The 24,066-nt window shown below is 29.9% G+C and carries 20 protein-coding genes; 16 read left to right on the forward strand and 4 right to left on the reverse strand.

Annotated elements, in window-relative coordinates; genetic code table 11:
• Positions 1–91 precede the first annotated feature (91 nt).
• Positions 92–997 (forward strand): D-alanine--D-alanine ligase, encoded by a 906-nt coding sequence (locus COL3_RS04060; protein ID WP_008418226.1) that lies wholly within the window; start codon positions 92–94, stop codon positions 995–997.
• Positions 998–1,143: 146 nt separating this feature from the next.
• The gene (locus COL3_RS04065) at positions 1,144–3,015 is read left to right on the forward strand and encodes a glycoside hydrolase family 15 protein (protein WP_008418223.1); all 1,872 of its coding nucleotides are present in this window, start codon (positions 1,144–1,146) and stop codon (positions 3,013–3,015) included.
• Between the two features lie 125 nt (positions 3,016–3,140).
• Here the strand turns inward: COL3_RS04065 and COL3_RS04070 are convergent, their stop codons facing one another.
• Both COL3_RS04070 and COL3_RS04075 read right to left on the reverse strand, forming a co-directional pair.
• The gene (locus COL3_RS04070; RefSeq protein WP_008418222.1) at positions 3,141–3,554 is read right to left on the reverse strand and encodes a Fur family transcriptional regulator; all 414 of its coding nucleotides are present in this window, start codon (positions 3,552–3,554) and stop codon (positions 3,141–3,143) included.
• A gap of 120 nt (positions 3,555–3,674) precedes the next feature.
• Positions 3,675–4,226: a manganese efflux pump gene (locus COL3_RS04075; RefSeq protein ID WP_008418220.1), complete on the reverse strand. Its 552-nt coding sequence runs from the start codon at positions 4,224–4,226 to the stop codon at positions 3,675–3,677.
• A gap of 188 nt (positions 4,227–4,414) precedes the next feature.
• Here COL3_RS04075 and COL3_RS04080 point away from each other — a divergent pair, with 188 nt between their 5' ends.
• Entirely contained in the window at positions 4,415–5,632 is a 1,218-nt protein-coding gene (locus COL3_RS04080) for a 6-phosphofructokinase (protein ID WP_008418218.1), read from the forward strand.
• 104 nt (positions 5,633–5,736) lie between these two features.
• Here the strand turns inward: COL3_RS04080 and COL3_RS04085 are convergent, their stop codons facing one another.
• The gene (locus COL3_RS04085; protein WP_008418217.1) at positions 5,737–7,041 is read right to left on the reverse strand and encodes an aminotransferase class V-fold PLP-dependent enzyme; all 1,305 of its coding nucleotides are present in this window, start codon (positions 7,039–7,041) and stop codon (positions 5,737–5,739) included.
• 160 nt (positions 7,042–7,201) lie between these two features.
• Here COL3_RS04085 and COL3_RS04090 point away from each other — a divergent pair, with 160 nt between their 5' ends.
• Positions 7,202–7,684 (forward strand): hypothetical protein, encoded by a 483-nt coding sequence (locus COL3_RS04090; protein ID WP_008418215.1) that lies wholly within the window; start codon positions 7,202–7,204, stop codon positions 7,682–7,684.
• An 80-nt stretch (positions 7,685–7,764) separates the two neighbouring features.
• On the opposite strand, the gene COL3_RS04095 is transcribed toward COL3_RS04090, so the two are convergent.
• Entirely contained in the window at positions 7,765–8,379 is a 615-nt protein-coding gene (locus COL3_RS04095) for a TetR/AcrR family transcriptional regulator (RefSeq protein WP_008418213.1), read from the reverse strand.
• 229 nt (positions 8,380–8,608) lie between these two features.
• Between COL3_RS04095 and abc-f the strand changes: the two genes are divergently transcribed.
• The 12 genes from abc-f to tpiA all read left to right on the forward strand — a co-directional run bounded on the left by abc-f (position 8,609) and on the right by tpiA (position 23,791).
• Complete coding sequence (abc-f, locus tag COL3_RS04100; RefSeq protein WP_008418211.1) at positions 8,609–10,534, forward strand: ribosomal protection-like ABC-F family protein; 1,926 nt, start codon at positions 8,609–8,611, stop codon at positions 10,532–10,534.
• Between the two features lie 193 nt (positions 10,535–10,727).
• Positions 10,728–11,444: a response regulator transcription factor gene (locus COL3_RS04105; RefSeq protein ID WP_180277916.1), complete on the forward strand. Its 717-nt coding sequence runs from the start codon at positions 10,728–10,730 to the stop codon at positions 11,442–11,444.
• Between the two features lie 34 nt (positions 11,445–11,478).
• Positions 11,479–12,927, forward strand: coding sequence for a HAMP domain-containing sensor histidine kinase (locus tag COL3_RS04110; protein WP_180277917.1), 1,449 nt, complete (start codon positions 11,479–11,481; stop codon positions 12,925–12,927).
• A gap of 79 nt (positions 12,928–13,006) precedes the next feature.
• Positions 13,007–13,948, forward strand: a complete 942-nt coding sequence (locus COL3_RS04115) for a glycoside hydrolase family 25 protein (RefSeq protein ID WP_008418204.1) — start codon at positions 13,007–13,009, stop codon at positions 13,946–13,948.
• A gap of 175 nt (positions 13,949–14,123) precedes the next feature.
• The gene (locus COL3_RS04120) at positions 14,124–15,608 is read left to right on the forward strand and encodes a VanW family protein (RefSeq protein WP_008418202.1); all 1,485 of its coding nucleotides are present in this window, start codon (positions 14,124–14,126) and stop codon (positions 15,606–15,608) included.
• Between the two features lie 300 nt (positions 15,609–15,908).
• Positions 15,909–16,370, forward strand: a complete 462-nt coding sequence (locus COL3_RS04125; protein WP_008418200.1) for a tRNA (cytidine(34)-2'-O)-methyltransferase — start codon at positions 15,909–15,911, stop codon at positions 16,368–16,370.
• Between the two features lie 20 nt (positions 16,371–16,390).
• Positions 16,391–17,227, forward strand: a complete 837-nt coding sequence (locus COL3_RS04130; protein WP_008418198.1) for a DegV family protein — start codon at positions 16,391–16,393, stop codon at positions 17,225–17,227.
• Positions 17,228–17,521: 294 nt separating this feature from the next.
• The gene (gene rpoN / locus COL3_RS04135) at positions 17,522–18,913 is read left to right on the forward strand and encodes an RNA polymerase factor sigma-54 (RefSeq protein ID WP_008418197.1); all 1,392 of its coding nucleotides are present in this window, start codon (positions 17,522–17,524) and stop codon (positions 18,911–18,913) included.
• A 385-nt stretch (positions 18,914–19,298) separates the two neighbouring features.
• The gene (locus tag COL3_RS04140) at positions 19,299–20,372 is read left to right on the forward strand and encodes a sugar-binding domain-containing protein (protein ID WP_099716559.1); all 1,074 of its coding nucleotides are present in this window, start codon (positions 19,299–19,301) and stop codon (positions 20,370–20,372) included.
• 59 nt (positions 20,373–20,431) lie between these two features.
• Positions 20,432–21,433, forward strand: coding sequence for a type I glyceraldehyde-3-phosphate dehydrogenase (gene gap / locus COL3_RS04145; protein WP_008418194.1), 1,002 nt, complete (start codon positions 20,432–20,434; stop codon positions 21,431–21,433).
• Between the two features lie 133 nt (positions 21,434–21,566).
• A complete protein-coding gene (locus tag COL3_RS04150) occupies positions 21,567–22,742 on the forward strand; it encodes a phosphoglycerate kinase (protein ID WP_008418192.1) in 1,176 nt (391 codons plus the stop codon).
• Between the two features lie 302 nt (positions 22,743–23,044).
• Positions 23,045–23,791: a triose-phosphate isomerase gene (gene tpiA / locus COL3_RS04155; RefSeq protein ID WP_008418189.1), complete on the forward strand. Its 747-nt coding sequence runs from the start codon at positions 23,045–23,047 to the stop codon at positions 23,789–23,791.
• Positions 23,792–24,066: the final 275 nt, after the last annotated feature.

Here is a 24,066-nt window from a genome sequence, read left to right on the forward strand (position 1 = left end):
TATTTTATCTACCTAGTGGTTCTTTTATATTTGTAATTATTTTATTAAGATTAATATAGACTAATATTTAATGTATATTCGGAGGGAATCAATGAAAGTTGGAATTATAATGGGTGGTATATCATCTGAAAGAGAAATATCATTAAAAAGTGGAAATTCTATAATAGAAAATATAAATAAAGAAAAATATGAAGTAATACAAATAGTTATAGATAAGAAAGAAGATATAGTAACTAAAACTGCAGGAATAGATTTTGCACTCTTAGCATTACATGGTCAATTCGGAGAAGATGGAACAGTACAAGCAGTTTTGCAAACTTTAGGAATTCCATACTCAGGCTGTGGTCCTTTAAGCAGCGCAATGTGTATGGACAAAGATGTAACAAAGTCTATTCTAGAGGCGGCTGGAATTAGGACTGCTCCTTGGGTAAATTTAAGAAAAGGCGATAGCATAGATTTAAGTAAAATAAATAATTTAGGATATCCTGTTGTAGTTAAACCAACCCATGGTGGATCAAGTGTAGCTACATTTATTGTAAAGGAAGAAAAAGATATTGAGAGCTGTGTTACTGAAGCATTTAAGTGGGATAGCGAGGTTATGATAGAAAAATTTATAAAAGGTGATGAAATAACTTGTCCTGTTTATGGTGAAAAAATGCTGCCTGTAATTGCAATAAAACCAAAAGCAGAATTTTTTGATTTTGCATCAAAGTATCAAGATGGTGGGGCTGAAGAAGTTGTTGTTGAGCTAGAAGAAAACTTGCATGAAGAAGTTGAAAAAATGGCATTGGCCACTTATAAAGCACTTAAATGTGAAGTATATTCCAGAGTTGATATGATTGTTACTGAAGACGGAACACCATATATCTTAGAAGTAAACACTCTTCCAGGAATGACAAAAAATAGCTTGATTCCTAAAAGCGCAGCAGCACTAAATATAGGATTTGCGCAGTTAATAGATATGATAATAGAAGACTCAATGAAGATTAGTAGATAATATATTTTTTTTAAAATATACATTTGAGATACTTATGTGCTTGAATGTATATCTTTATTTATACATGCTTACAAAATAGTATTTTTGTTTATATTTTTATATATAATAAATAAAGTAGATGCAAGCATAAAAATGAAGGGAGAAAAATGCATTATTTTATCGGAGAAAACCATAATAATCATGCGCCTATATCAAATGGTAATGTATTAGCCTGGATAACTCAATATGATGAAAATAATATTCCAGTTGATTTGCTTAACCAAATTTTTTTTCCGAATTTTGATTTGATGAGTGAACTTCTAGATAAACGAGGTTCCTATGTTTTAGTAAAGGATGAAAATGAGAAGGTTTGGTATGATCCGTACGGCATTGTAAAACAGGAATTAGGGCAAGTAGGACAAATTATTTCACTAGATAACTCTGAATATATTGATGGATTTGGAATTTATGAAATGGTTTCTCATAAGGGAAATACTGCAGTGAAGACTAAAACTTGGTCGCCTTGGAACAGTAATATTATTGTAAGGTCGATACAGGTGAGTACAGTGAAAGACAATGATACAAATGTAGAGATTTTTCCAGTAGTGTATCTAAAAAATATATCAGAGCGCATAGATAATATTTTTATTTCGAGGATATCCTGCTGTCAGTGGTTAGCAGTAACTACAATGCCATCAATAGAAGGCAAGGTAGGGGATGTTGGACAAGTAGTTACAGGTGGAAGCGTTACAATTTTCGAGCATAGTTCTATTCCAACTGCTTTAACATTTCGAGAAAAAGTATTTGTTCCATATAATGGATGTAGTTCGCCGATATACCAATTATTTGCTGTTGGTAAGACAAAGGAAGAGGCATTATCTCAATTACATTTTGCAATAAATAATATAGAAAAACTTTATGAAGATGCTTTGGATGAATGGAAAAGATGGCATAATATATCGGATAAGTTTCTTTGTAAACTTTCTCTGCAGCTAAAATATTATTGGCGTGTAAGTAATAGTTTATTACGAATGAGTTTACAGAAAAATGGTGCGCCGATTTTAATTGGATTTCAACCATATCAAGGCAATGTATGGATAAGAGATGGAATTTGGATTGTTACCACGTTAGCATTATCAGGGCATTTTGAAGAGGCTACGAAAGGATTGTATAGTCTCATTGGTTATTTAAAAGAACGTCCAGATGGAAATTATTATTTTGCTTATAATGTAGTAACTGATATCCCAAATGAACATGCTTATGAAAATGATACGACCGGTCTTATACTTTATGGAATATGGAGTATTTGGAATCTAACAAAGAATGATGAGATAATAAATGATTTATGGTCAATAGTTGAACATTCTGCAAATTGGATAATAAGAAATAGGGATGCGACTGGATTAATAAAGAAAGATACTGGTATTTGGGAGACTTTTGGACCACATCTTGGTGAAGCACTTGAACACATGACGTGGACGTCTGCAATTTCAGCGTATGGTTTAGTAAAAGCATCAATGATAGCTAATTACAGAGGTAGAAAATTTCAGGCAGAAAGCTATAAAAAAGGGGCAATTGATATTTTAAAAAGCATTAGAGTAAATAATGTAAGAAATAATATAGTTTTTCGTTCTAAAGAAACATTTTTATTAGATTCTTCAGTATTATTATTTTTTACTGAATTTCCTATGTTTCCAGAGGAATGGCTAAATCCTACTATTGAAGAAATTAATAAACGTTTAAAAGATCCGTTTCAAGGTGGAATATGGAGACACGAAAGTTTAACAACTGAAGAAGGAGACCTACTTCCATGGACAGGATCTACATTTTGGATGGGAGAAGCATTATTTACGGCAGGTAAAATGGAACTTGCCCTAGAATATTTTAATCATAATTATAGAAATAGCTCCTTCTGTGGTTTGCTTCCGGAACTAATGTATAGCAAAGGCAAACCAAGAGGAATCGCTATGCCAAGTTATTCTCAATCTGGTGTAATTCGTTCTATTTTATATGAATTAGGCTTATTTCATAGAACTTAGAGAGTATTGAAATATTAAAAGAAATTTAAACAAACAAAAAACACAAATAAGGGAAGTTTCAAAGTTATAAAGAGCTTTTCTATTTGTGTCTTTTTATGATACTTCTATATTTTGTGTTAAATTAGTTACTGTTTCTTTTTACAGTCCTTACATACGCCTTTCATTACTAAGTCATGATCTGTTAAAGTAAAGCCCGTTGCATTTTGAACTAGCTCCTGAATTTGGGACATGGGACATGGAATTTCAACTTCTTTATGACAAATATCACATTCCAAATGATGCCTATGTGTTTTTCCTTTTATTTTATATGAAAATACTCCATCATTAAGAGTTATCTTTTCAGTAATTTCCATTTCCTCAAATAATTCTAAAGTTCTATAAACTGTACTTAAGTTAATATTTATGTTGTTACTTTTATAAATTTGATATATTTTTTCAGCAGATAAACTATTTTGTGAGTTTTTTAATATATTTAGTATTTCTATTCTTCCTTTAGTAATTTTAATTCCTTTTTCTTTTAAAATTTCTATTGGTTCCATTTCTATATCCCCTAACAGCTAAATATTAAATATATTATAGCATATATGAACAAGTATTAAAAAAATAGTAAGTTAAATATTTATGTAAATTTTAACTTACTATTTAATATGTTTATTTTCTTAAAAAAATATCATTTTAAATCCAAAAAATATGAGAGCTATGCCTGCAAAAAAATTTGCATACGTTGTTATAAATTTAATTTTCTTTATATAGCGGCAAATAAAAAAGCCTAATGTACAAATAAATAACGTAATTAACCCGATAAGAATTGAATTGACGCAAAGTAATAAATTTCTTTGAATTTCATGGAATGCTGTGAAACCTATAACTAAAGCGTCTATGCTAACTGATATTCCAAGTATTATGCATGTGGTATTTTTAATTAAAATTTCATTTTCCTTTTCTTTAATGCCATCAACAATGATGAGTATGCCTACAATTCCCATAATTATTCCACCTGCAATGGAAGGGATATCTGTAATATAAGTATCAAATAAATACCCTAAACTTCCTCCTACATATGTAAATAAAAATTGAAAAAATGCAAAAGATAATAAAAACTTGATTTTATGGTGTCTGTTGATTATTGGATTTAAACCAATGCCTAATGTTATTCCAAAGGCATCCATAGCTAAAGCTATACCTATTATTATAACATAATATAAATTCATATTCTCATCCCCTTTAAATATTAAACCTACTTTATAATAATTCGTAATTTTATAATATATGCAAAATTTTAAAAAAAAGTCTTTATTAAATACATTTTTTATTGTATATTATTAAATAGTGTATTACTATGAGTTCAATAGTATATCATATTTGGATTGTTTAGTATAACAGACAAGGAGGAAATTTCATGTCAAATTGTATAATCGCCCAATCAGGGGGACCAACAGCGGTAATTAATTCAAGTGTAGTAGGCCTTTTAAGTGCAAATAAAGAGTTAAAAACTTTTGATAAAGTATATGCTGGTTTAAATGGAATTGAGGGAATATTAAATAAAAATATAATTGATTTATCATCAGTATCTGATGAAGAAATAAGCAATTTTAGATTTACTCCATCATCGGGATTAGGATCTTGCAGGTATAAATTAAAAGACTTTGCTTCATGTAGTGAAGAATATGAGGCATTAATAGAAATTCTTAAAGAATATGATATAACAGCGTTTTTCTATGTAGGCGGAAATGATTCCATGGATACTATTTCTAAGCTTTCAAAATATGCAAAGTTGAATAACATTGATATTAAGTTTATGGGAATACCTAAAACTATCGATAATGATTTAAAATTTACAGATCATACTCCTGGCTTTGGAAGCGCTGCAAAATTCATCGGAACTACAGCGCTTGAGACATATTTAGACGCTTCAGTTTATACTAATAATGGTATTTTTATATTGGAAACTATGGGGAGAGATACGGGATGGCTTGCTGCTTCTTCATGTCTTGCAAAAGTTGATGGAAAGCCAGTTGCAGATTTTATTTATCTTCCAGAGGCAGCTTTTGATAGATTTAAATTTTTAGCTGATGTCAAACAAAAATTTGAAGAACAAAATAAAGTTTATATAGTGGTATCAGAAGGAATAAGAGATGAAAACGGTGATTTTATTTCAGAATTAGATTGTGCATCTCAAGATAATTTTGGACACGCTCAACTGGGTGGAGTTTCAAACTATTTAAGAAAATTAATTCTTGAGGCTGGTTTCACTACAAGGGTGAAAGCACTTGAACTAGGTGTTCTTCAACGTTGTGCAATGCATTGTGCATCCGATACAGATTTGACAGAGGCTTACAATGTTGGGAGAATGGCATTAAAATATGCAGCTCAAGGTGAAACAGGTAAGATGGTTTGCATTAATAGAGAAAGCAATGAACATTATACAGTTAAATATTCTTTAATTGAGGCTGAGAATGTTGCAAATAATGTTAGATACTTTCCAGAAGAGTGGATAAATGATGAAGGGAATTTTATAACTAGTGAAGCATATTCATACTTTGAACCTTTAATAAAGGATCTCCCTGAATTAGAATTCGAAGGAAATCTACCAAAGTATAAGGTATTTAATCAATAATTTTTAATTTATAATAAATAGTGATTGGATGTAATTATAATTTAATTTTAATTACATCCATAAAATAATATTTATTAAATTTAACTAGAGCAATCTATATATTTTTATTTAATTTTCTCTAAACAAATATCCTCTAGCACATTTAAAAAAATATCAATCTCATTAATTGTATTATATAGAGCAAAACTAACTCTTACCATTCCTAACATTTTCTTTTCAGGATTTTTTAGGAATTCTTTAGCTTCATCTTCGCTTGCTCTCATAAGCCTCCTGCAATAAGGATGTGCACAGAACCATCCATGTCTAACAGAAATTCCTTTTCTTTTAGCTAAAATATTTGCTAAATCATGATGGTACATACATTCTAAGTTAAAAGTGGTAATCCCAAGTCTATCATTTAAGTTGTCAGTATCTCCATAATTTATTACTTTAGGAATTCTCTTTAACCCGTCTACAGTGCGCTTTAAAAGAACTTGTTCATGTTCTTCTATATAATCATACCCGATTGTATTTATTATTCTTAATGAGTTTACTAATCCCATTATTCCTAGAAAATTTGGTGTTCCTGCCTCGTTTCTTTCTGGTGGTGGAAGAAATGTGACTTCATTGTCAAGAACTAAATCAACAGTTCCTCCTCCCAGATAGTCTGGAGGTGTATTTAAAAAATCTTCTTTTAAACCAATTATCACTCCAACTCCGAAAGGAGAATAAATTTTGTGGGAAGAGAACACTAAAAAGTCGATTTGTTCATCATCAGTATCGCCACTAATATTAACTCTTGTGTGTGGTACAAGTTGTGCACCATCTACAATTAATTTAGCATTATACTTATGAACTATTTTGGCTATATAATGAATATCATTCTTATAACCTGTTACATTAGAAGCTCCAGTGATAGAAACATATTTTATCCTACCGTGATTTGTCCTAAGTTTATCTTCTAATTCTTCAATTTTTAGTCTACCTTGTTCATCTACTTCAACATAATCTACTTCTCCTCGTCTTCTCCATGGTAAGTCGTTTGAGTGATGCTCCATTCTTGAAGTTAGTATTAATTCATCGGGATGTTTTGAAAGAGTATTTGCTAACTTATTTATGCCTTCAGTTGTATTGCTAACATAAATAACAACATATTTCTCTTTATCTTTTATATTAAAAAATTCCATCAAGAAATTTTTAGATTCCCTATACAAGTTAGTAGTTATTTCAGCATTTTGCCCAGTTCCTCTTCCTATAGAAGCATAAGTATTGCTCAACTGTTTTATATACTCAATACTTGACTTAATAGGCGGAGTTGTGGCTGCATTATCAAAGTTTATTGCATCTATACAATGGCCATTAGAGTCACAAACTTTTTCATTTAATCCAATAAATAAGTCCCTGATGTCTTGCTTATTATCTATCTTCATATGCATCTCCTCCAATATATATTATTCCTATAATATATTTATTGTTCACTTAATAAAGGAGTAAAATTCATGTCTTTTATTCTAAATTATGTACTATATATATTTATGATGCATATTATTTAGAGTAATAAATAATATTTATTTAAGGAGGTAATTAAAAATGAATCCAGATGAGAAATATATGTCTCAATCTAGTAGTTGGAGTCGGGATAAAAATGATATTAAATTTGTTCCACCGGCATTTATGAATAGAAATTTTAATGAAAATGTTGATTCAAGTGGTAACAACTATAATTTAGATTTATTTCCCTCAGAAACAGGACTTCCTGAATTATGCTATTATTCCGACGAACTTGATGATAAATTTAGCAGAAGTTCTAATTATAATATAGCTAATCATACTATACCAAGTACTTTTGACGTTTTGAGAAATTTAGATCTTGATTTAGATGAAACAAGTGACCTGGAAAGAGGAAATTCTGATAACGATGTGAACAAAATTTATGCTAAAATTGAACGGAGACATCCAGGTATATTTGCTACACTTTATTCATATAGAATTCCACGTCCAATAGTAAGAGTAATAATTAAAAGATTAATTAGATTAACATTGTTATACAGCGATAAGGATTACAAGAAATAAAATATATTAACATAGAATCCTCTGAAAATTTGGATAGTCTAAATTTTTAGAGGATTTAATTATAAAGTGAAAATTTATAACTAAACTGTTATCATAGCCAAAATTTTTTTGAATAAAATTGGTTTTATAGTTTCAATGTCTGTAGGTTCCTTTAAGATAATTGTTGTAAAGCATACGCTGCCTACTAGTTCTATAATCATAAATAATGTCATTTCAGCTTCTTCTTTACTTATTCCTTCATTAGTTAAATTTTTAATGAAAATATCTAGCACCTTTTTTACATTATCGTAAGTTTCAGGTTTCATTATTGCTTTTCTATATAATCCCCAAGAAATATTTTTATTTATAAGCTTTAACAAAGAAACATTATTCTTTAAGTAATTAATTATATAATCTATAAAGAAAAGAGTACGAGCTTTAAAATCTTCGATTCCTGAACTATTTGTTTTTGCTAATCCTTCTCTTATAATTTCATTGCTTTTTTGCAATATTAATTTATTTAAAATATCGTACTTATCACTAAAATATAAATAGAAAGTTCCTTTTGCGACTCCGGCATTTTTAGCAATATCATCTATAGACGTTTTCTCTATGCCATTTTTAAGAAATAAATTATAGGCAGCTGAAAGCAGCTCTTTTTCTTTCAATTGTTTCTTCTTTTTAGTGAAATCATTTTTATCATTTCCTAAAGTCATGTATTGCCTCCAAATTAGGCACATGAAAAATAACAAGCCGAAAATACCTTAGTTATTTTTTGAAATTGTGCCCTATACTTTTATTTCATTATAAAACAAATTGAATAATAATCCAAATTTCATTGACTTTTCTTAATGTAAGCTAAATTTTATTTTGGAAAATGCTCAAATTGCTATAACCATTAGAAAATAGTATAATAATTAAAGCTAAACTAGTGGAGGATAAATAATGATTGTATTAAGTTGTAAAAATATATGTAAAAGTTATGGTATTAATACTATATTAAAAGATATAACATTTTCAATTAATGAAGGCGATAAAGTTGGTATAATTGGATCTAATGGTGAAGGAAAAACAACTTTATTTAAAATACTTTCTAAGGAAATTGGTCAAGATGATGGGGAAGTTTTTATAGATAAGAATAAGTCTTTGGGTTATCTTGCTCAGCACTTGGCATTAGATTCAAGCAATACAATTTATGATGAAATGTTACTTGTTTTTGAAGACCTTCAAAAGTTGGAGAAGAAGATTTCCGATTTAGAATTAAAAATGAATGAGCCGTATAATGAAGAAAATGCCTCATATCATGAAAAAATTATTAAAGATTATGGAACTGCTCAGGATCTTTACGAAAATCGAGGTGGGTATACATATAAGGGGGAAATATCTCGTGTTATTAAAGGTTTAGGATTTACAGAAGACGATTTTAGTAAAGTTATATCAACTTTAAGTGGAGGACAGAAAACTAGAGTTGCACTTTGTAAGCTTCTTCTATTAAACCCTGATATACTATTACTTGACGAGCCAACGAATCATCTAGATTTAGAAGCAATCGAGTGGCTTGAAGAATATTTGAAGACATATAAAGGAACTGTAATAGTAATTTCCCATGATAGATTTTTCTTAGATGCTGTAACAACAGCAACTTTTCAAGTAATAAATGGTCACGTGAATTGTTACAACGCACCATATACTAAATCATTAGAACTGATGAAAAAAGATTATGATGCAAAGTTAAAAGCTTATAATCTGCAGCAGGCAGAAATTAAAAGACAGGAAGCCATAATAGAAAAATTTAGATCGTTTAATAGAGAGAAAAGTATTAAAGCAGCAGAAAGCAGGGAAAAGGCACTTGATAAAATGGAACTAGTGGATGCTCCTGATAAAGAAAAGTCTGCATCCAAAATTAAGTTTGAAGCCTCAGTTAAGAGCGGGTACGATGTACTGCATGTTGAAAAATTGGCAAAAAGCTATGGCGAAAAGAAGCTGTTTTCCAATTTGTCCTTTGATTTAAAGAGAGGAGAAAAAATTGCATTAATTGGAGAAAATGGACGAGGTAAAACTACACTTTTTAATATAATAATGGATAAGGTTAAGAGTGACTCAGGAGTTAAGGTTTTAGGTGTTAATGTTAATGTGGGATATTATGACCAAGAACAGACTAATCTCAATCCAGACAAAACTATTTTAAATGAAGTTTGGGATGACTTTCCAGAATTGACAACAAGTGAGCTTAGGGGATTTCTTGGTTCATTCCTCTTTAGAGGTGATGATGTATTTAAAGAAATAAATAAACTAAGCGGTGGAGAAAGATGCAGAGTAAATCTTTTAAAATTAATGTTGTCTAAATCAAACTTACTTCTTTTAGATGAGCCCACAAACCATTTAGATATTCCTTCGAGAGAGGCACTTGAGGATGCAATTTTAAGTTATGATGGTACATTAATCGTAATTTCCCATGATAGATATTTCTTAAATAAAGTAATTAATAGAATATTGGAATTAGAAGAAAACGGAGTAAATGAATATCTAGGAAATTACAGCTATTATACTGAAAAGAAAAAAAATCCCCAAAGATTTGAAACCTATGAAGGTTTGGCTTCAGGAAAAACGAAAACTCAATTAAATGAAGAAAGGAAAAAGAAAAAAGCTTTAGAAAAAGAAGCTAAAGCTAAGCAAAACGAAATAAAGGAAATAGAAAATAATATAACTGCAAATGAAGAAGCTCTTGAAAAATTACAAGAAGAACTTTGTAAAGAAGAAGTTTATTCTAATCCAACTGAAAGCGAAAGAGTTAATAAAGAGATTAAAGTTCTTGAGGAAAAGATTGAAAATCTTTATGAAAAGTGGGAAGAACTATCAAGTGAGGATTAATATTAAAGAGCATAATATAAAAATGCTTAAAAAAGATTATGAGGTTTTACTTAATTCATAATCTTTTTTCTTTAATAGCATCATTTGCTATAGAATTTAGAAAATATTAAGAACTAAGTGTGATTTTTATTAAGGTGTTTAAGTTAAAATGAATTTATAATAGAATTTAATTATAGAAGTTTTTGTATGGGAGATGGTCTTTTTGGATAAAGGAACTATTTTAATTGTTGATGACGAAAAAGAAATAAGGGACTTAGTTGATATATATCTCAAAAGCGATGGATATAACACTATTACAGCATGTGATGGATTAGAAGCGCTTAATTTAATAAAAGAAAATGAAATTGACTTAATAATATTAGATGTTATGATGCCAAATTTAAATGGAATAGAGGCGTGTTTAAAAATAAGAGAGATGAAAGAAATGCCTATTATTATGTTATCGGCTAAAAGTGAAGATATTGATAAGATCTTAGGGCTTAATATGGGAGCTGATGATTATTTAACTAAACCTTTTAATCCATTAGAGCTTGTTGCAAGAGTAAAATCCCAGCTTAGAAGATTTCATAAATTTAGTAAAAAGGCAGATAGTTCTGATACTAATGATGAAAATATAATACAAATAGAAGATTTAGTTATAAATTTAGAGACTCACGAAGTTTCATTAGGAGATAACTTACTAAAGCTTACGCCAACAGAATTTGATATATTATCATTATTAGCTCAAAGTCGAGGAAAGGTTTTTTCAATAGAAAATATTTATGAAAGTGTTTGGAATCAAGAATTTATGACCTCAGATAATACAGTCATGGTTCATATAAGAAAGATTAGAGAAAAAATTGAAGAGAATCCAAGAAACCCAAGATTTATAAAAACTGTTTGGGGGGTAGGATACAAAATTGAAAAATAGACATTTTAAGGAATATAAAAATTTCAAAAATAATATGTCAAATTCAAAGATGCTGCAATATATTGAAAAAGTAGTTAATATTACAAAAGAAAGAATTGAAAAGAGCATCAGATTTGAATTAATGATGGTTATTGGAATATGTTTCTTAATCTCATTCATATTTTATAGTTTTACCAATAGCTTTTTAAAAAGAGAATATAATGAGCCTAAGATAACATATGATTATGATTCTATTGAAAGGACTGCCAGCGAATTAGCAAAACAAATAGAATCAGCAAATGATAATAGTAAAATAAATGGTATTTTAGAAAATGTATCAGGTGGAGAAAAAAGTTTTATAACAGATTTAGATGGGAAGGTATTGTATAAAACTAAAAATGTAGTTGAAGAAAATATAGATATTTATAGTGCTTTAAAAAGCGCAATGACGAATGTGGATTATGAAAGAATTGGAGAGGTAAAGGAAAAGAATTACATAATGCCGGTAAAGATAGCAGGAGAAAGGCGTTATCTTATATACTCAAAAATCCCTGAAGCTAATATAACATACAACACGATTAATACTTCAAATTCATCTTTAGCATTGGTTTTAACATTTATTGTATTTATTGTTTCGTTTGTAGTAATTACAAATAATAAAATGAAGTATTTAGATGAAATTGCAATTGGTCTTAAAATCATAGCAAGTGGTAACTTAAATTATAGAATTCAAGAACGAGGCACAGATGAAATTAAAAATATAGCTTTCAATATAAATCACATGGCGAAAGAGATAGGAGACAAAATAGATGCAGAAAGAGATGCAGAAAAAACTAAGACGGATTTAATAACTAATGTATCTCATGATTTAAGAACACCTTTAACTTCTGTAATGGGGTATATAGGGCTTGTACTTCAGAATAGATATAAAGATGAAGAAGAAATGAAGGAATACTTAAATATAGCATTTAGTAAGGCAGAAAGGCTAAAGCTGTTAATTGAAGATTTATTTGAATACACAAAATTGAACAATAACGGAATAACATTGACAAAGACTAAAATTAATTTAGCGGAGTTTCTATCCCAACTAATAGAGGAATTAACACCTTTACTGGATGAAAATAATTTAACAGTTTACAAGAAGTTTGAATCAGAAAAGATATCTGTTTTAATAGATACAGTAAAGATGCTTCGAGTGTTTGAAAATTTAATTACTAATGCAATAAAATATTCATACAAGCCAGGGGAAATATTAATAGGCCTATATCAAAAAGATAATACTGCCATTGTGCTATTTAGAAATAAGGGTGATCATCTTACTAAGGAAAAAACGGAAAAATTATTTGATAGGTTTTATAGGGTAGATGAATCTAGAAATACTAATACAGGAGGGTCTGGTTTAGGTTTAGCAATTTCTAAAAATATAGTGGAATTACATGAAGGTAAGATATGGGCTGAATCAATTGGAGATAATATAAGTTTTTATGTACAGTTAAACCTATAATTAATAATTAATTATAGGTACTTTTTTATGTGTAAAGTAATATTAATATTATAGAAGTATTTTTTATTTTGGAGGAAAAATGCAAGATAAAAATCCTAACAGTCGTTTTGGAATAGATATCAACGAATATACACAAAATGTTCAATTTAATGTACTAGCGACAAAAATAGATTTTTTATATCTAAGAGCTTCAGGGTCAGCTACTGGAAGCTTCAGGGTTGACAGGAGGTTTGTTGAGTATGCAGCTGCCAGTAGGAATTATGGGATTCCAGTTGGGGGATACCATTATAGCATACCATCTTATGATTTGACAGATGCAGATAGGCAATGTGATGATTTTATAAATACCCTTCAACAAGGTTTTGGAAATAAAGATTATGGAGATTTATTTCCAGTAATAGATGTTGAAGCACCGTTAGATAAATCAATATCTACAACAACGCTAATTAATTGGATTGATAGATTTAGAAAAAGATTTGAGAGGAAAACTAGAAGAAGGCTTATGATTTACACAGGGACAAACTTTATAGAGCTTTATAATAATTTTAATGTTCCAGGACGCGGATTTCCTTTAAAGAATATGCCATTATGGATTGCTATGTATACTGATATACCAATTAACCCTAAATTTCCACCTGACGTTGGAGGATGGACAAGATGGAGGATATGGCAGTACAGTGAAAGTGCAAATGTTCAAGGTGTTGGAAATCCTGTTGATGCGAACTGGGGACCTAACAGTGTTGATTTGTTAACTCAGCCTCGTAATGTTACTGGATTACAAGCAAGATTTCAAAATGGAAACATAAATGTTTCTTGGAATAGAAATACTGACGTAGATCTTTTAGGATATAACTTATTTGTAGATTCAGAGTGGGTAGGAACAGTAGATGAAAATGCTACTAGTTTTGTTATAACTAGCAACAAAATAAAAGTTAAAAAGAATACACCTGTAGAAGTTTCAATTGAAGCTTTTGATTACGATGGAGAAACATCAAAAGTACGTACAAAGGTAAATTTATAATACAAGTTTTACATCATATTTCAACTGCGTATATAGTAAATAATACTACTATCATATATAAGTTGAAATATGATATAATGGAAATATTGATAACAATTTTGCAAAAATGTAAATTATAATCAATATTATATTAAAGTAATATATAATTCCAAATTCTTAGAAAGGAGAATAATGAGTGGAAAAACGGACTGTCAGAAAAAGACAAGCTTCTAAAAAAGCACCTAATAAGCAAAAGAAGCTTATTTTTGGATTTGCGGCACTGGTAGTAATAGGAGCAGTTGTGCTTGCAGCATATTCATTATCAATAAATAAAGTTGTTAAAAGTTGGGAAGACAAAATATATCCAGGAGTAACTGTGCAAGGAGTGGACCTTGGAGGTATGACCAAGGAAGAGGCTAAAAATAAGCTTGCAGAGTCATTTAATTCCGCCATAGAAAATAAGAAGTTATCTATAGTAATAGGAAATAAAACATATGAACTTATTTATTCAAATATTAATCCTCAATACGATATCAATGGCACAGTAGAACATGCCTATGATTTTGGAAAAGAAAACGGTCTTTTAAAAAAGTATATGAATATAAAAAGTGACGGGAGTAAAAAGAATGATATACCATTAGGTTTTTCTTATAATGAAGAAAAATTAAAAGCATATGAAGAAAAGATAAAAAGCGATGCTACCCAGTCAGCTGCTAATGCAACTATTACTATAAAGGGAAATAACTTCTCAATTACGCCAGAGATAGAAGGACAAACTGTCAATCTAGAAACTTTAGATAAACAATTGAAAGAAAGCATAAATGGTGCCCTTAATTCTGAGGATAAAGTAGAAATTGAAGTTGAAACAACAAAACCTAAGATAACCAAAGAAGATTTATCAAAAATAAAGGGATTGATGGGAACATTTTCAACAAATTACAGTACATCTGCACCAGGAAGATGCAATAATATTGAAATAGCGACCTCAGTAGTAAATGGAACTATTGTAATGCCAGGTGAAGTATTTAGCTTCAATGATGTTGTTGGACCAAGAACCGTTGAAAGAGGATATCAAGAAGCAGGAACTTACGTAGGAAATAAGGTTGAACCGGGAATTGGCGGAGGTATATGCCAAGTATCCACAACTCTTTATAGAGCAGCAATGAAAGCAAATTTGAGATCATTAGAAAGAACAAACCATTCCATGGCAGTAGGATATGCACAGCCGGGGCTTGATGCAACAGTTTCATATGGATATCTAGACTACAAATTTAAAAATACATATGATTTTCCAATTTATATTCAAGGGATTACAGCGGGAAAGGTATTAAGTTACAATATTTATGGAGATCCTAGTGCATTAAATGGAAGGACTTATGATATGGTAAGTGAAATAATAGAAACTATACCACCTGAAACCAAAGTTGTTCCTGATAGCAGTTTACCTGTTGGAAAAGAGGAAAAGGATGGTACAGGGGTAACAGGGTATAAGGCAAGGTCATATCAAATTACCTATGAGAAGGGTGTGGAGATAAATCGTGAACTTATATCAAATGATACATATGCAAGTGTTGGAATTGTAATTAGAAAAGGAACACAAGAAGTTAATGCATCGCAATCAACACAATCTTCACCTGCAACGCCTCAACTACCTCCACCAGTAGCACAACCAGCACGATAAAATAGAGCGAAAGCAGTTTTCTTTTAAGATAGGTCTTATTTTAAAAGAAAATATGCTTTCGATTTTTTGAGTATAAAATGTTAAGATAATGAATAAGCTTTATTTAAAAGTACGGCACAACCAAAAAAATAATTGGGACATTTTGTACCTGTAATTTCCTTTTATGTGTTTAAGGAAATATAGATTCAGAGTTATTATAAGCATAAAATGAATATTTTTGACTTGTTATGAACCATATAGTATAATTTTAAAATAAAAGTAGACTAATCTTTTTGTACCAAAATAGGAGAAGGTGGAATTTTGAATTTAAATATAGTATTATATGAGCCTGAAATACCGCAAAATACTGGAAATATTGCAAGAACTTGTGTTCTTACAAATAGTAAATTGCATTTAATAAAACCTTTAGGCTTTGAAATAAACGAAAAACAAGTAAGAAGAGCGGGATTAGATTATTGGAAGGATTTAGAGTTAGAAATACATGAGAGTTACGAAGATTTCATGAATAAGTATGGACATAATACAATATACTTATCTACTACTCATGCAGATAAACATTTTGATGAAGTTTCCTTTAAAGAAGGGGATTTTATAATGTTTGGAAGAGAGTCAAGTGGAGTTCCACAAGAAGTTCATCATAGGCATAGTGGATTTAGAGTTCCTATGATAAAGTCAAGTGCTAGAAGTTTAAATTTATCTAATACAGTAGCTATAGTTGCTTATGAGGCTTTAAGGCAGATAGGATTTCCTAATATGAAATAAATGTAGAGGAATGAAGATATATGGAAAAGATAAAAATCATTACTGATAGTACTGCTGATTTATGTAAAGAGATATATGAGAAGTACGATATTGAAGTATTACCATTATTAATTAATTTTGGCGAAGACAGTTACCTAGATGGAGTTGAAATAAGCACCAGTGAAGTTTTTGAAAGAATAAAAAGTGAAAATATACTTCCAACTACGGCTCAGGTCACGCCTAATAGATTTATTGAAGTGTATAAGAAATACTTAAATGAAGGATACAAAATTATATCAATTCATATGTCTTCAGTTATGAGTGGAACATATCAATCTGCATTTATTGCCAAAGAAATGATAGAAAGTGAAGATATTATTGTAGTAGATTCACAAAATGTTACAGCAGCACTTGGAATTTTAGTTTTAAAAGCAGCTAAACTTAGAGAAAAAGGATATAATCTGCTAGAAATACAGGAAGAATTAAATAGAAGTAGAAATAATGTAAAGCTATCAGTCTATTTTGATTCGTTGGAGTATCTTGTAAGAGGTGGAAGAATTTCTAAAACTGCTGGTGCAGTTGGTAATATGCTGGGAATTAAGTTGATACTTGAGATAAAAGATGGGATTATGTCTGTTAAAGATAAAATAAGAGGTAATAAAAAAGCAATTAAAAAAATTATTAGTGACTTGGAAAATTCAAATTTAGATGATGAAATGCCGGTGTTATTAATTGATGTAGATAATGCTGAATTGACGGAATTACTTAGAGAATATTTGAAAAATAATAATTTTAATTATCTTGAGTGTCCTGTTGGATCAACAGTATGTATACATTCTGGACCTGGTTGCTGTGGATTGGTATTTTTAACAAAATAGAATAAAATAAAGACATGCTTTTATGCGTATACTTATACTATAAAGCATGTTTTTAAATTTAGTAATTAAATATAAAAATCAACACATAATTATAATACAGAAGAATTTAAGTAGTGTTAAAATGCTATATATATCAAGGAAAAACTTGGAACTGTTTATTGTAGAATTATAGTGGACTTGCAATATTATGAGTAGACGGAGTATACTATAAAAAAGATTTATTCTTAGGCACAAGCAACCACAATGAATACGTTTAATTAGAATGAAGTACATAAATTTATGAGGAGGAAAATTATGAATTTGGATTATAACATGAAGATGACCCAGGAACAGAGAATGATATTAACACAAAGTATGCAGCAATCTATAAAACTTTTACAAATGTCTCTTCATGATCTGAGAGAATATATTGATAATGAGTATTCAGAAAATCCAGTTTTAGAAGTTAATGAAGAAATGAGTTCATATGATGATATGCATATGAATGGAGAAATGAGTACAGAAGATAGATATGATCATAAAAAAATAATTGAAGAGTTATACTCCGAGAATTATAGGGATAAATCAGAAATAAATTATTCTAATGAGGACGTTTCACCATTAAATTTTATTGAAAAAAAAGTATCATTAAAGGATTACTTACAAGAGCAGTTAGTAGAGACAAATGAAGATCAGTTTATGCTAAGTATATGTAGATATATTGTTGAGTCATTAGATTACAGAGGATATTTGGAAATTCCAATAGAGGAGCTTTCAGAAGAATTGAGGATACCAGAGGAAGTAGTTGAAAAGGCATTGAAAATAGTCCAGACATTGGAACCATATGGTATAGGAGCCAGAAATATTAAAGAATGCCTGCTTATTCAGAGTTTAAAATTAAATATTTTAGATAACATAATAGAGAAAATAATTTTAAATCATTTAGAAAATGTTGCGGAAAACAAGTATGAGATAGTTGCCAAAGATTTAAATATTACACCAAGAGAAGCTCAAAGATATGGAGATTTAATAAAGAAATTAGAACCTAAGCCTTCAAGAGGATTTTATACAGGGGAAGAGGTTAACTATATAATACCGGATGCTGAAATTAAAAATGTAGATGGTGAATTTTTTATATTAATGAATGAAAATGTTTTGCCAAGGCTTATGATTAATAAAACTTATAGAGATGTTTTGCAAAATAATCAGGATAGTGAAACAAATGCTTATGTGAAAGATAAAATTAATCAAGCATTATTTTTAATTAAATCCATTGAGCAAAGAAAAAATACATTATTTAGAGTTTTAGAATGTCTGGTTGATAAACAAAGGGATTTTTTTAAGTTTGGTAAACAACATATAAAACCGCTAACATTAAAAGAAGTTGCGGAAATAATTAATCTTCATGAGTCAACTGTAAGTCGAGCAATTAAAGATAAATATGTATTAACTAGTTTTGGTACAATAAAAATAAAAGATTTGTTTGCAAGTGGCTTATCTTCGAACAATGACGATGATATGGCAACTGTAAAAATAAAAAATGAAATAAAAAAGATAATAGATGAAGAGAATAAAAATAAGCCACTTTCCGATCAAATAATAAGTTCCATGTTAGCTGAGAAAAAAATGAGTATTTCACGTAGAACAGTTGCTAAGTATAGAGAGGAGTTAGGAATAAAATCTTCTTCAATGAGAAAAAGATTGTAGTAATATATTAAGCTAAATATTTTCTAATGAAAGATTATAAAGTTTTTATAATTAAATTTCAATTGTCATTATTTAATTACCATTTCATTTAATAGAATTAATCAGTTTTATGGAAAATGTATGGGTGAGCAAATTATGACAATTGAAATTAATAATTTAAGGTATTAGTATTATTATGGAAGCCAAGGTTAAAATTTTTAGATTAAATTTATGATATAAACTGGATTATGCAATAATGTATAGTATTACAAAAAAGTTTACTAATAATTAATTCTGTTAGTGTTTTTTTGTTTTTTTTGAAATATTATAAAAAAAGTTTCGATAAAGACTTTAAAATTTTAAAAAGGTGTTTTATAATAATAAATGTGGGACATAAAGAAATAGTATGGGACACGTAGTGACCAAGGGAGTGTTTGAGTTGCAGGAAATATTAGAATTACAAAAGAAGATAGTTCCTGAGCTTGTAAATACATTAGAGAAAAGGTATAACGTACTCAGAACAATCTTTCATAATCAACCTATTGGGAGAAGAGTCCTAGCCGATATGCTAAATGTTGGTGAAAGAACAGTGAGAACAGAGATAGGTTTTTTAAAGGAGCAAGGTTTAATTGAGATAAATACTTCTGGAATGACAGTTACAAGTGAAGGCGTGGAAATTATACACAAATTAAACGATTTTATTCATGAAATAAAAGGTCTATCAGAAGTAGAAAAGAAAATAGAATCTTTTCTTAATCTAAAAAAAGTAATAATAGTCCCAGGAGACGTAGAAGAAAATCCTCTAGTCCTAAAGGATTTGGGAAAGGCTTGTGCTAATTATGTTAAAGATGTTTTAGAAGATAATTCTATTATAGCTTTAACAGGAGGAAGTACATTAAAAGAAGTTGTAGAAGCATTTCCTAAAATAACAAGTTTATCTCATATACAAGTAGTACCAGCAAGAGGCGGAATGGGTAAAAAAGTTGAAACCCAGGCAAATACGTTAGCTGCCACTTTAGCAAAAAAGTTAAATGGTACTTATAAAATGCTTCACATCTCGGAAAATTTAAGCTTGGATATAATAGATACCTTGCTTAAAGAAGAAGCTGTAAAAGTTGTAATAGATACTATTCATAAAGCAGATGTTCTAATTTATGGTATAGGTAACGCTGTACAAATGGCTAGAAAAAGAGGTGTTCCTCAGCAAGAAATAGATAACTTAATAAATAATGGAGCTGTTGGAGAAGCATTTGGATGTTATTTCAATAAAGACTCTAAAATAATCTCAGAAACTACCGCAATTGGAATAAAAATTAATGAAGCAAGAAAAATAAAAACACATATTGCAGTAGCAGGTGGGAAGAATAAAGTTGAGTCTATTATAGCAACTGAATATAATGATTTTGGCGGTGTATTAGTTACAGATGAGGCTGCGGCTGAAGGTATAATTAATATATTAAAGAATCAATTCGGTTATTAAATTTGTTTGTAAAATTTATTTTTATAAAAAAAGAAAAGCATTATTAGGAGGTAATTGTAATGGTAAACGTAGCAATTAATGGTTTTGGAAGAATAGGAAGATTAGCTTTAAGATTAATGATTAACAACCCTGAATTTAATGTGGTTGCAATCAACGATTTAACAGATGCTAAAATGTTAGCTCACCTATTCAAATATGATTCAGCTCAAGGAAAATTCGATGGAGAAATCGAAGTTAAAGAAGGAGCTTTCGTAGTAAACGGAAAGGAAATCAAAGTAACTGCTGATTCTAACCCAGCAAACTTACCTTGGGGAGCATTAAATGTAGACATCGTTTTAGAATGTACTGGATTCTTTGCATCAAAAGCAAAAGCTTCAGCTCATATCGAAGCAGGTGCTAAGAAAGTTGTTATTTCAGCTCCAGCTGGAAATGACCTACCAACAGTAGTTTACAACGTAAACCACAATATATTAAAAGCAGATGATACAGTTATTTCAGGTGCTTCATGTACTACTAACTGTTTAGCTCCATTCGCTAAAGTATTAAGCGATAAATTTGGATTAACAAAAGGTTTCATGACTACAATCCACTCTTACACTAACGATCAAAATACTTTAGATGCTCCACACAGAAATGGTGATTTAAGAAGAGCTAGAGCTGCTGCAGCTTCTATCATTCCTAACTCAACTGGTGCTGCTAAAGCTATCGGTTTAGTTATTCCAGAATTATCTGGTAAATTAGATGGAGGAGCTCAAAGAGTTCCAACAATCACTGGTTCATTAACTGAATTAGTTTGTACTTTAGAAAAGAAAGTAACTGCAGACGAAATCAACGCAGCTATGAAAGAAGCTGCAACTGAATCTTTCGGATATACTGAAGATCCAATAGTTTCTTGTGATATTATAGGAAGCAGCTTCGGATCATTATTCGATGCTACACAAACTAAAGTTATGGAAGTTAACGGAGAACAATTAGTTAAAGTTGCTTCTTGGTATGATAACGAAATGTCATACACTAACCAATTAATCAGAACTTTAGGATACTTCGCTAACTTAAAGTAATTTAAACCATATTTAAAGCATAAAAGCGCAAATTTATGTTATTAAAGTAAATAAGTCTGGTTTTGTAGTATAAGGCTATAAAGCCAGACTATTTTAAATAAGGAATAAAAATAAGTTTTAGAGGTGAAAATAAATGAATTTCAATAAAAAAACAATTGAAGATATTGAAGTAAGCGGAAAAAAAGTATTAGTAAGATGTGACTTTAACGTTCCATTAAAAGATGGAGTTATAACTGATGAAAACAGATTAGTAGGAGCTCTTCCAACTATCAAATATTTAGTTGAAAAAGGTGCAAAGGTTATCCTTTGTTCACATTTAGGAAAAGATGCTTCAAAATCATTAGCACCAGTTGCTACAAGATTAAGCGAAATGCTTGGAAAAGAAGTAGTTTTTGCTAGAGATGAAGAAGTTGTCGGCGAAAACGCTAAAAAAGCTGTTGCTGATATGAAAGATGGAGATGTTGTATTATTAGAAAATACAAGATGCAGAAAAGAAGAATCTAAAAACATCCCAGAATTCTCAAAAGAATTAGCTTCATTAGCTGATGTATTTGTTAATGATGCATTTGGTACAGCTCACAGAGCCCACTGTTCAACAGTTGGTGTAACTGATTATCTTGATACTGCAGTATGTGGATACTTAATTCAAAAAGAATTAAAATTCTTAGGAGATGCAGTTGAAAATCCTGTAAGACCTTTCGTTGCTATCTTAGGTGGTGCAAAAGTTTCTGATAAGATTGCTGTTATTAACAATCTTTTAGATAAAGTTAACACTATCATAATTGGTGGTGGAATGGCTTATACATTCTTAAAAGCTCAAGGGTATGAAATCGGAACTTCTTTAGTTGAAGAAGATAGACTTGATTATGCTAAAGAAATGATAGCTAAAGCTGAAGAAAAAGGCGTTAAGTTCTTATTACCAGTAGATCACAGAGTTGCTGCAGAATTTAAAGATGTTGAAGCTACAGTAACTGAAGATCAAAATATTCCTGCTGGAAACATGGGATTAGATATTGGACCAAAGACAGAAGCTATATATGCTGAAGCTATTAAAGATGCTAAGACTGTTATCTGGAACGGACCTATGGGAGTATTTGAATTTGAAAACTACAATAAAGGAACAATTGCGGTAGCTAAGGCTATGGCTGATGCTGATGCAACAACTATAATTGGTGGTGGAGATTCAGCTGCTGCTGTTAACATTTTAGGATTCGGAGATAAGATGACTCACATTTCAACTGGTGGTGGAGCATCATTAGAATTCTTAGAAGGTAAAGTATTACCAGGAATCGCTGCATTAAATGACTAATTTCAAAATAATTAGCCTTAAGTAAGCAATATTTTAAAAAGAAATTTATAAATTTTATTAAATTATAAATTCTTTGAAGAATGAATACCTATATACTGAGAGAAGAGTAAATTGATTTCTAGGAGACAAATTCGACGGGATTTGATGAATCTAAGGCCAAGGATTCAGCTTTTAAGAATAAATTTATGAATTCTAGCGGATATATACTAAGCTTAAGGGAACTTGATCACTTTCCTTAAGCTTATATTTTGTAGAAGAATTTTTTGTTTAATAAATTTAAATAAAATTATGAGGTGAATAAGATGAGAAAAGCAATTATCGCAGGAAACTGGAAAATGAATAAAACTGTTGAAGAAGCAGTTAAAATGGTGGAAGAATTAAAACCATTAGTTAAGGATGCAACATGTGATGTTGTTGTATGCCCTACTTTTGTATGTTTAGATGCTGTAAAGAAAGCAGCAGCTGGATCAAACATTAAGGTTGCAGCACAAAATATGCACTTTGAAGAAAGTGGAGCTTTTACAGGAGAAGTTTCTCCAGGAATGCTAGAAGCTTTAGGAGTTGAATATGTTGTTTTAGGACATAGTGAAAGAAGAGAATACTTCAATGAAACTGATGAAGCATTAAATAAAAAAGTTAAAAAAGCTTTCGAGCATAATATTACTCCAATCCTTTGCTGTGGAGAATCATTAGAACAAAGAGAAAACGGAACTACTAATGTAGTTATAGAAGCACAAATAAAGGCTGATATAGCTGGATTAACTAATGAACAAGTTGAAAAACTTGTTATTGCTTATGAACCAATCTGGGCAATTGGAACAGGTAAAACAGCTACAGATGAACAAGCAAATGATACAATTAAAGCAATAAGAGCTATGGTTGCTGAAATGTACGGATCAGAATCTGCTGAAAAGACTAGAATTCAATATGGCGGATCAGTTAAACCAAACACAATAAAAGCTCAAATGGAAATGTCAGATATAGATGGAGCTTTAGTTGGTGGAGCTAGTTTAGTTCCAGCAGATTTTGCTGCAATAGTTAACTATTAATAAGATTAATTATAGCAAAGGAGACTATAAACACTATGTTTATAGTCTTTTTGTAATAAAGCAGCTTCAAGACTTTAGGCGTATTCAAAAAATAACAAGGCCACTTTGAACTTGTTATTTATTTTCATGTGCCTTATAAGTTGCAATAAGTATAAAAAAATAATATAATTTATATGATTAATAGTATGTAAAATACATTAAATGATAATATTTAATATAGAGAATTCTATTAAAATCCTATATATTAATAATGATTTAAAACTAGAATAATTAGA

The sequence above is a fragment of the Clostridium sp. LS genome (assembly GCF_002760435.1).
Lineage (GTDB): Bacteria > Bacillota > Clostridia > Clostridiales > Clostridiaceae > Clostridium.

Excerpts from the sequence above, each read along its gene's own strand:
- COL3_RS04060 (WP_008418226.1), top strand. The coding sequence starts at position 92 with ATGAAAGTTGGAATTATAATGGGTGGTATATCATCTGAAAGAGAAATA.
- COL3_RS04065 (WP_008418223.1), top strand. The coding sequence starts at position 1,144 with ATGCATTATTTTATCGGAGAAAACCATAATAATCATGCGCCTATATCA.
- COL3_RS04070 (WP_008418222.1), bottom strand. The coding sequence starts at position 3,554 with ATGGAACCAATAGAAATTTTAAAAGAAAAAGGAATTAAAATTACTAAA.
- COL3_RS04075 (WP_008418220.1), bottom strand. The coding sequence starts at position 4,226 with ATGAATTTATATTATGTTATAATAATAGGTATAGCTTTAGCTATGGAT.
- COL3_RS04080 (WP_008418218.1), top strand. The coding sequence starts at position 4,415 with ATGTCAAATTGTATAATCGCCCAATCAGGGGGACCAACAGCGGTAATT.
- COL3_RS04085 (WP_008418217.1), bottom strand. The coding sequence starts at position 7,041 with ATGAAGATAGATAATAAGCAAGACATCAGGGACTTATTTATTGGATTA.
- COL3_RS04090 (WP_008418215.1), top strand. The coding sequence starts at position 7,202 with ATGAATCCAGATGAGAAATATATGTCTCAATCTAGTAGTTGGAGTCGG.
- COL3_RS04095 (WP_008418213.1), bottom strand. The coding sequence starts at position 8,379 with ATGACTTTAGGAAATGATAAAAATGATTTCACTAAAAAGAAGAAACAA.
- abc-f (WP_008418211.1), top strand. The coding sequence starts at position 8,609 with ATGATTGTATTAAGTTGTAAAAATATATGTAAAAGTTATGGTATTAAT.
- COL3_RS04105 (WP_180277916.1), top strand. The coding sequence starts at position 10,728 with ATGGTCTTTTTGGATAAAGGAACTATTTTAATTGTTGATGACGAAAAA.
- COL3_RS04110 (WP_180277917.1), top strand. The coding sequence starts at position 11,479 with ATGTCAAATTCAAAGATGCTGCAATATATTGAAAAAGTAGTTAATATT.
- COL3_RS04115 (WP_008418204.1), top strand. The coding sequence starts at position 13,007 with ATGCAAGATAAAAATCCTAACAGTCGTTTTGGAATAGATATCAACGAA.
- COL3_RS04130 (WP_008418198.1), top strand. The coding sequence starts at position 16,391 with ATGGAAAAGATAAAAATCATTACTGATAGTACTGCTGATTTATGTAAA.
- rpoN (WP_008418197.1), top strand. The coding sequence starts at position 17,522 with ATGAATTTGGATTATAACATGAAGATGACCCAGGAACAGAGAATGATA.
- COL3_RS04140 (WP_099716559.1), top strand. The coding sequence starts at position 19,299 with ATGGGACACGTAGTGACCAAGGGAGTGTTTGAGTTGCAGGAAATATTA.
- gap (WP_008418194.1), top strand. The coding sequence starts at position 20,432 with ATGGTAAACGTAGCAATTAATGGTTTTGGAAGAATAGGAAGATTAGCT.
- COL3_RS04150 (WP_008418192.1), top strand. The coding sequence starts at position 21,567 with ATGAATTTCAATAAAAAAACAATTGAAGATATTGAAGTAAGCGGAAAA.
- tpiA (WP_008418189.1), top strand. The coding sequence starts at position 23,045 with ATGAGAAAAGCAATTATCGCAGGAAACTGGAAAATGAATAAAACTGTT.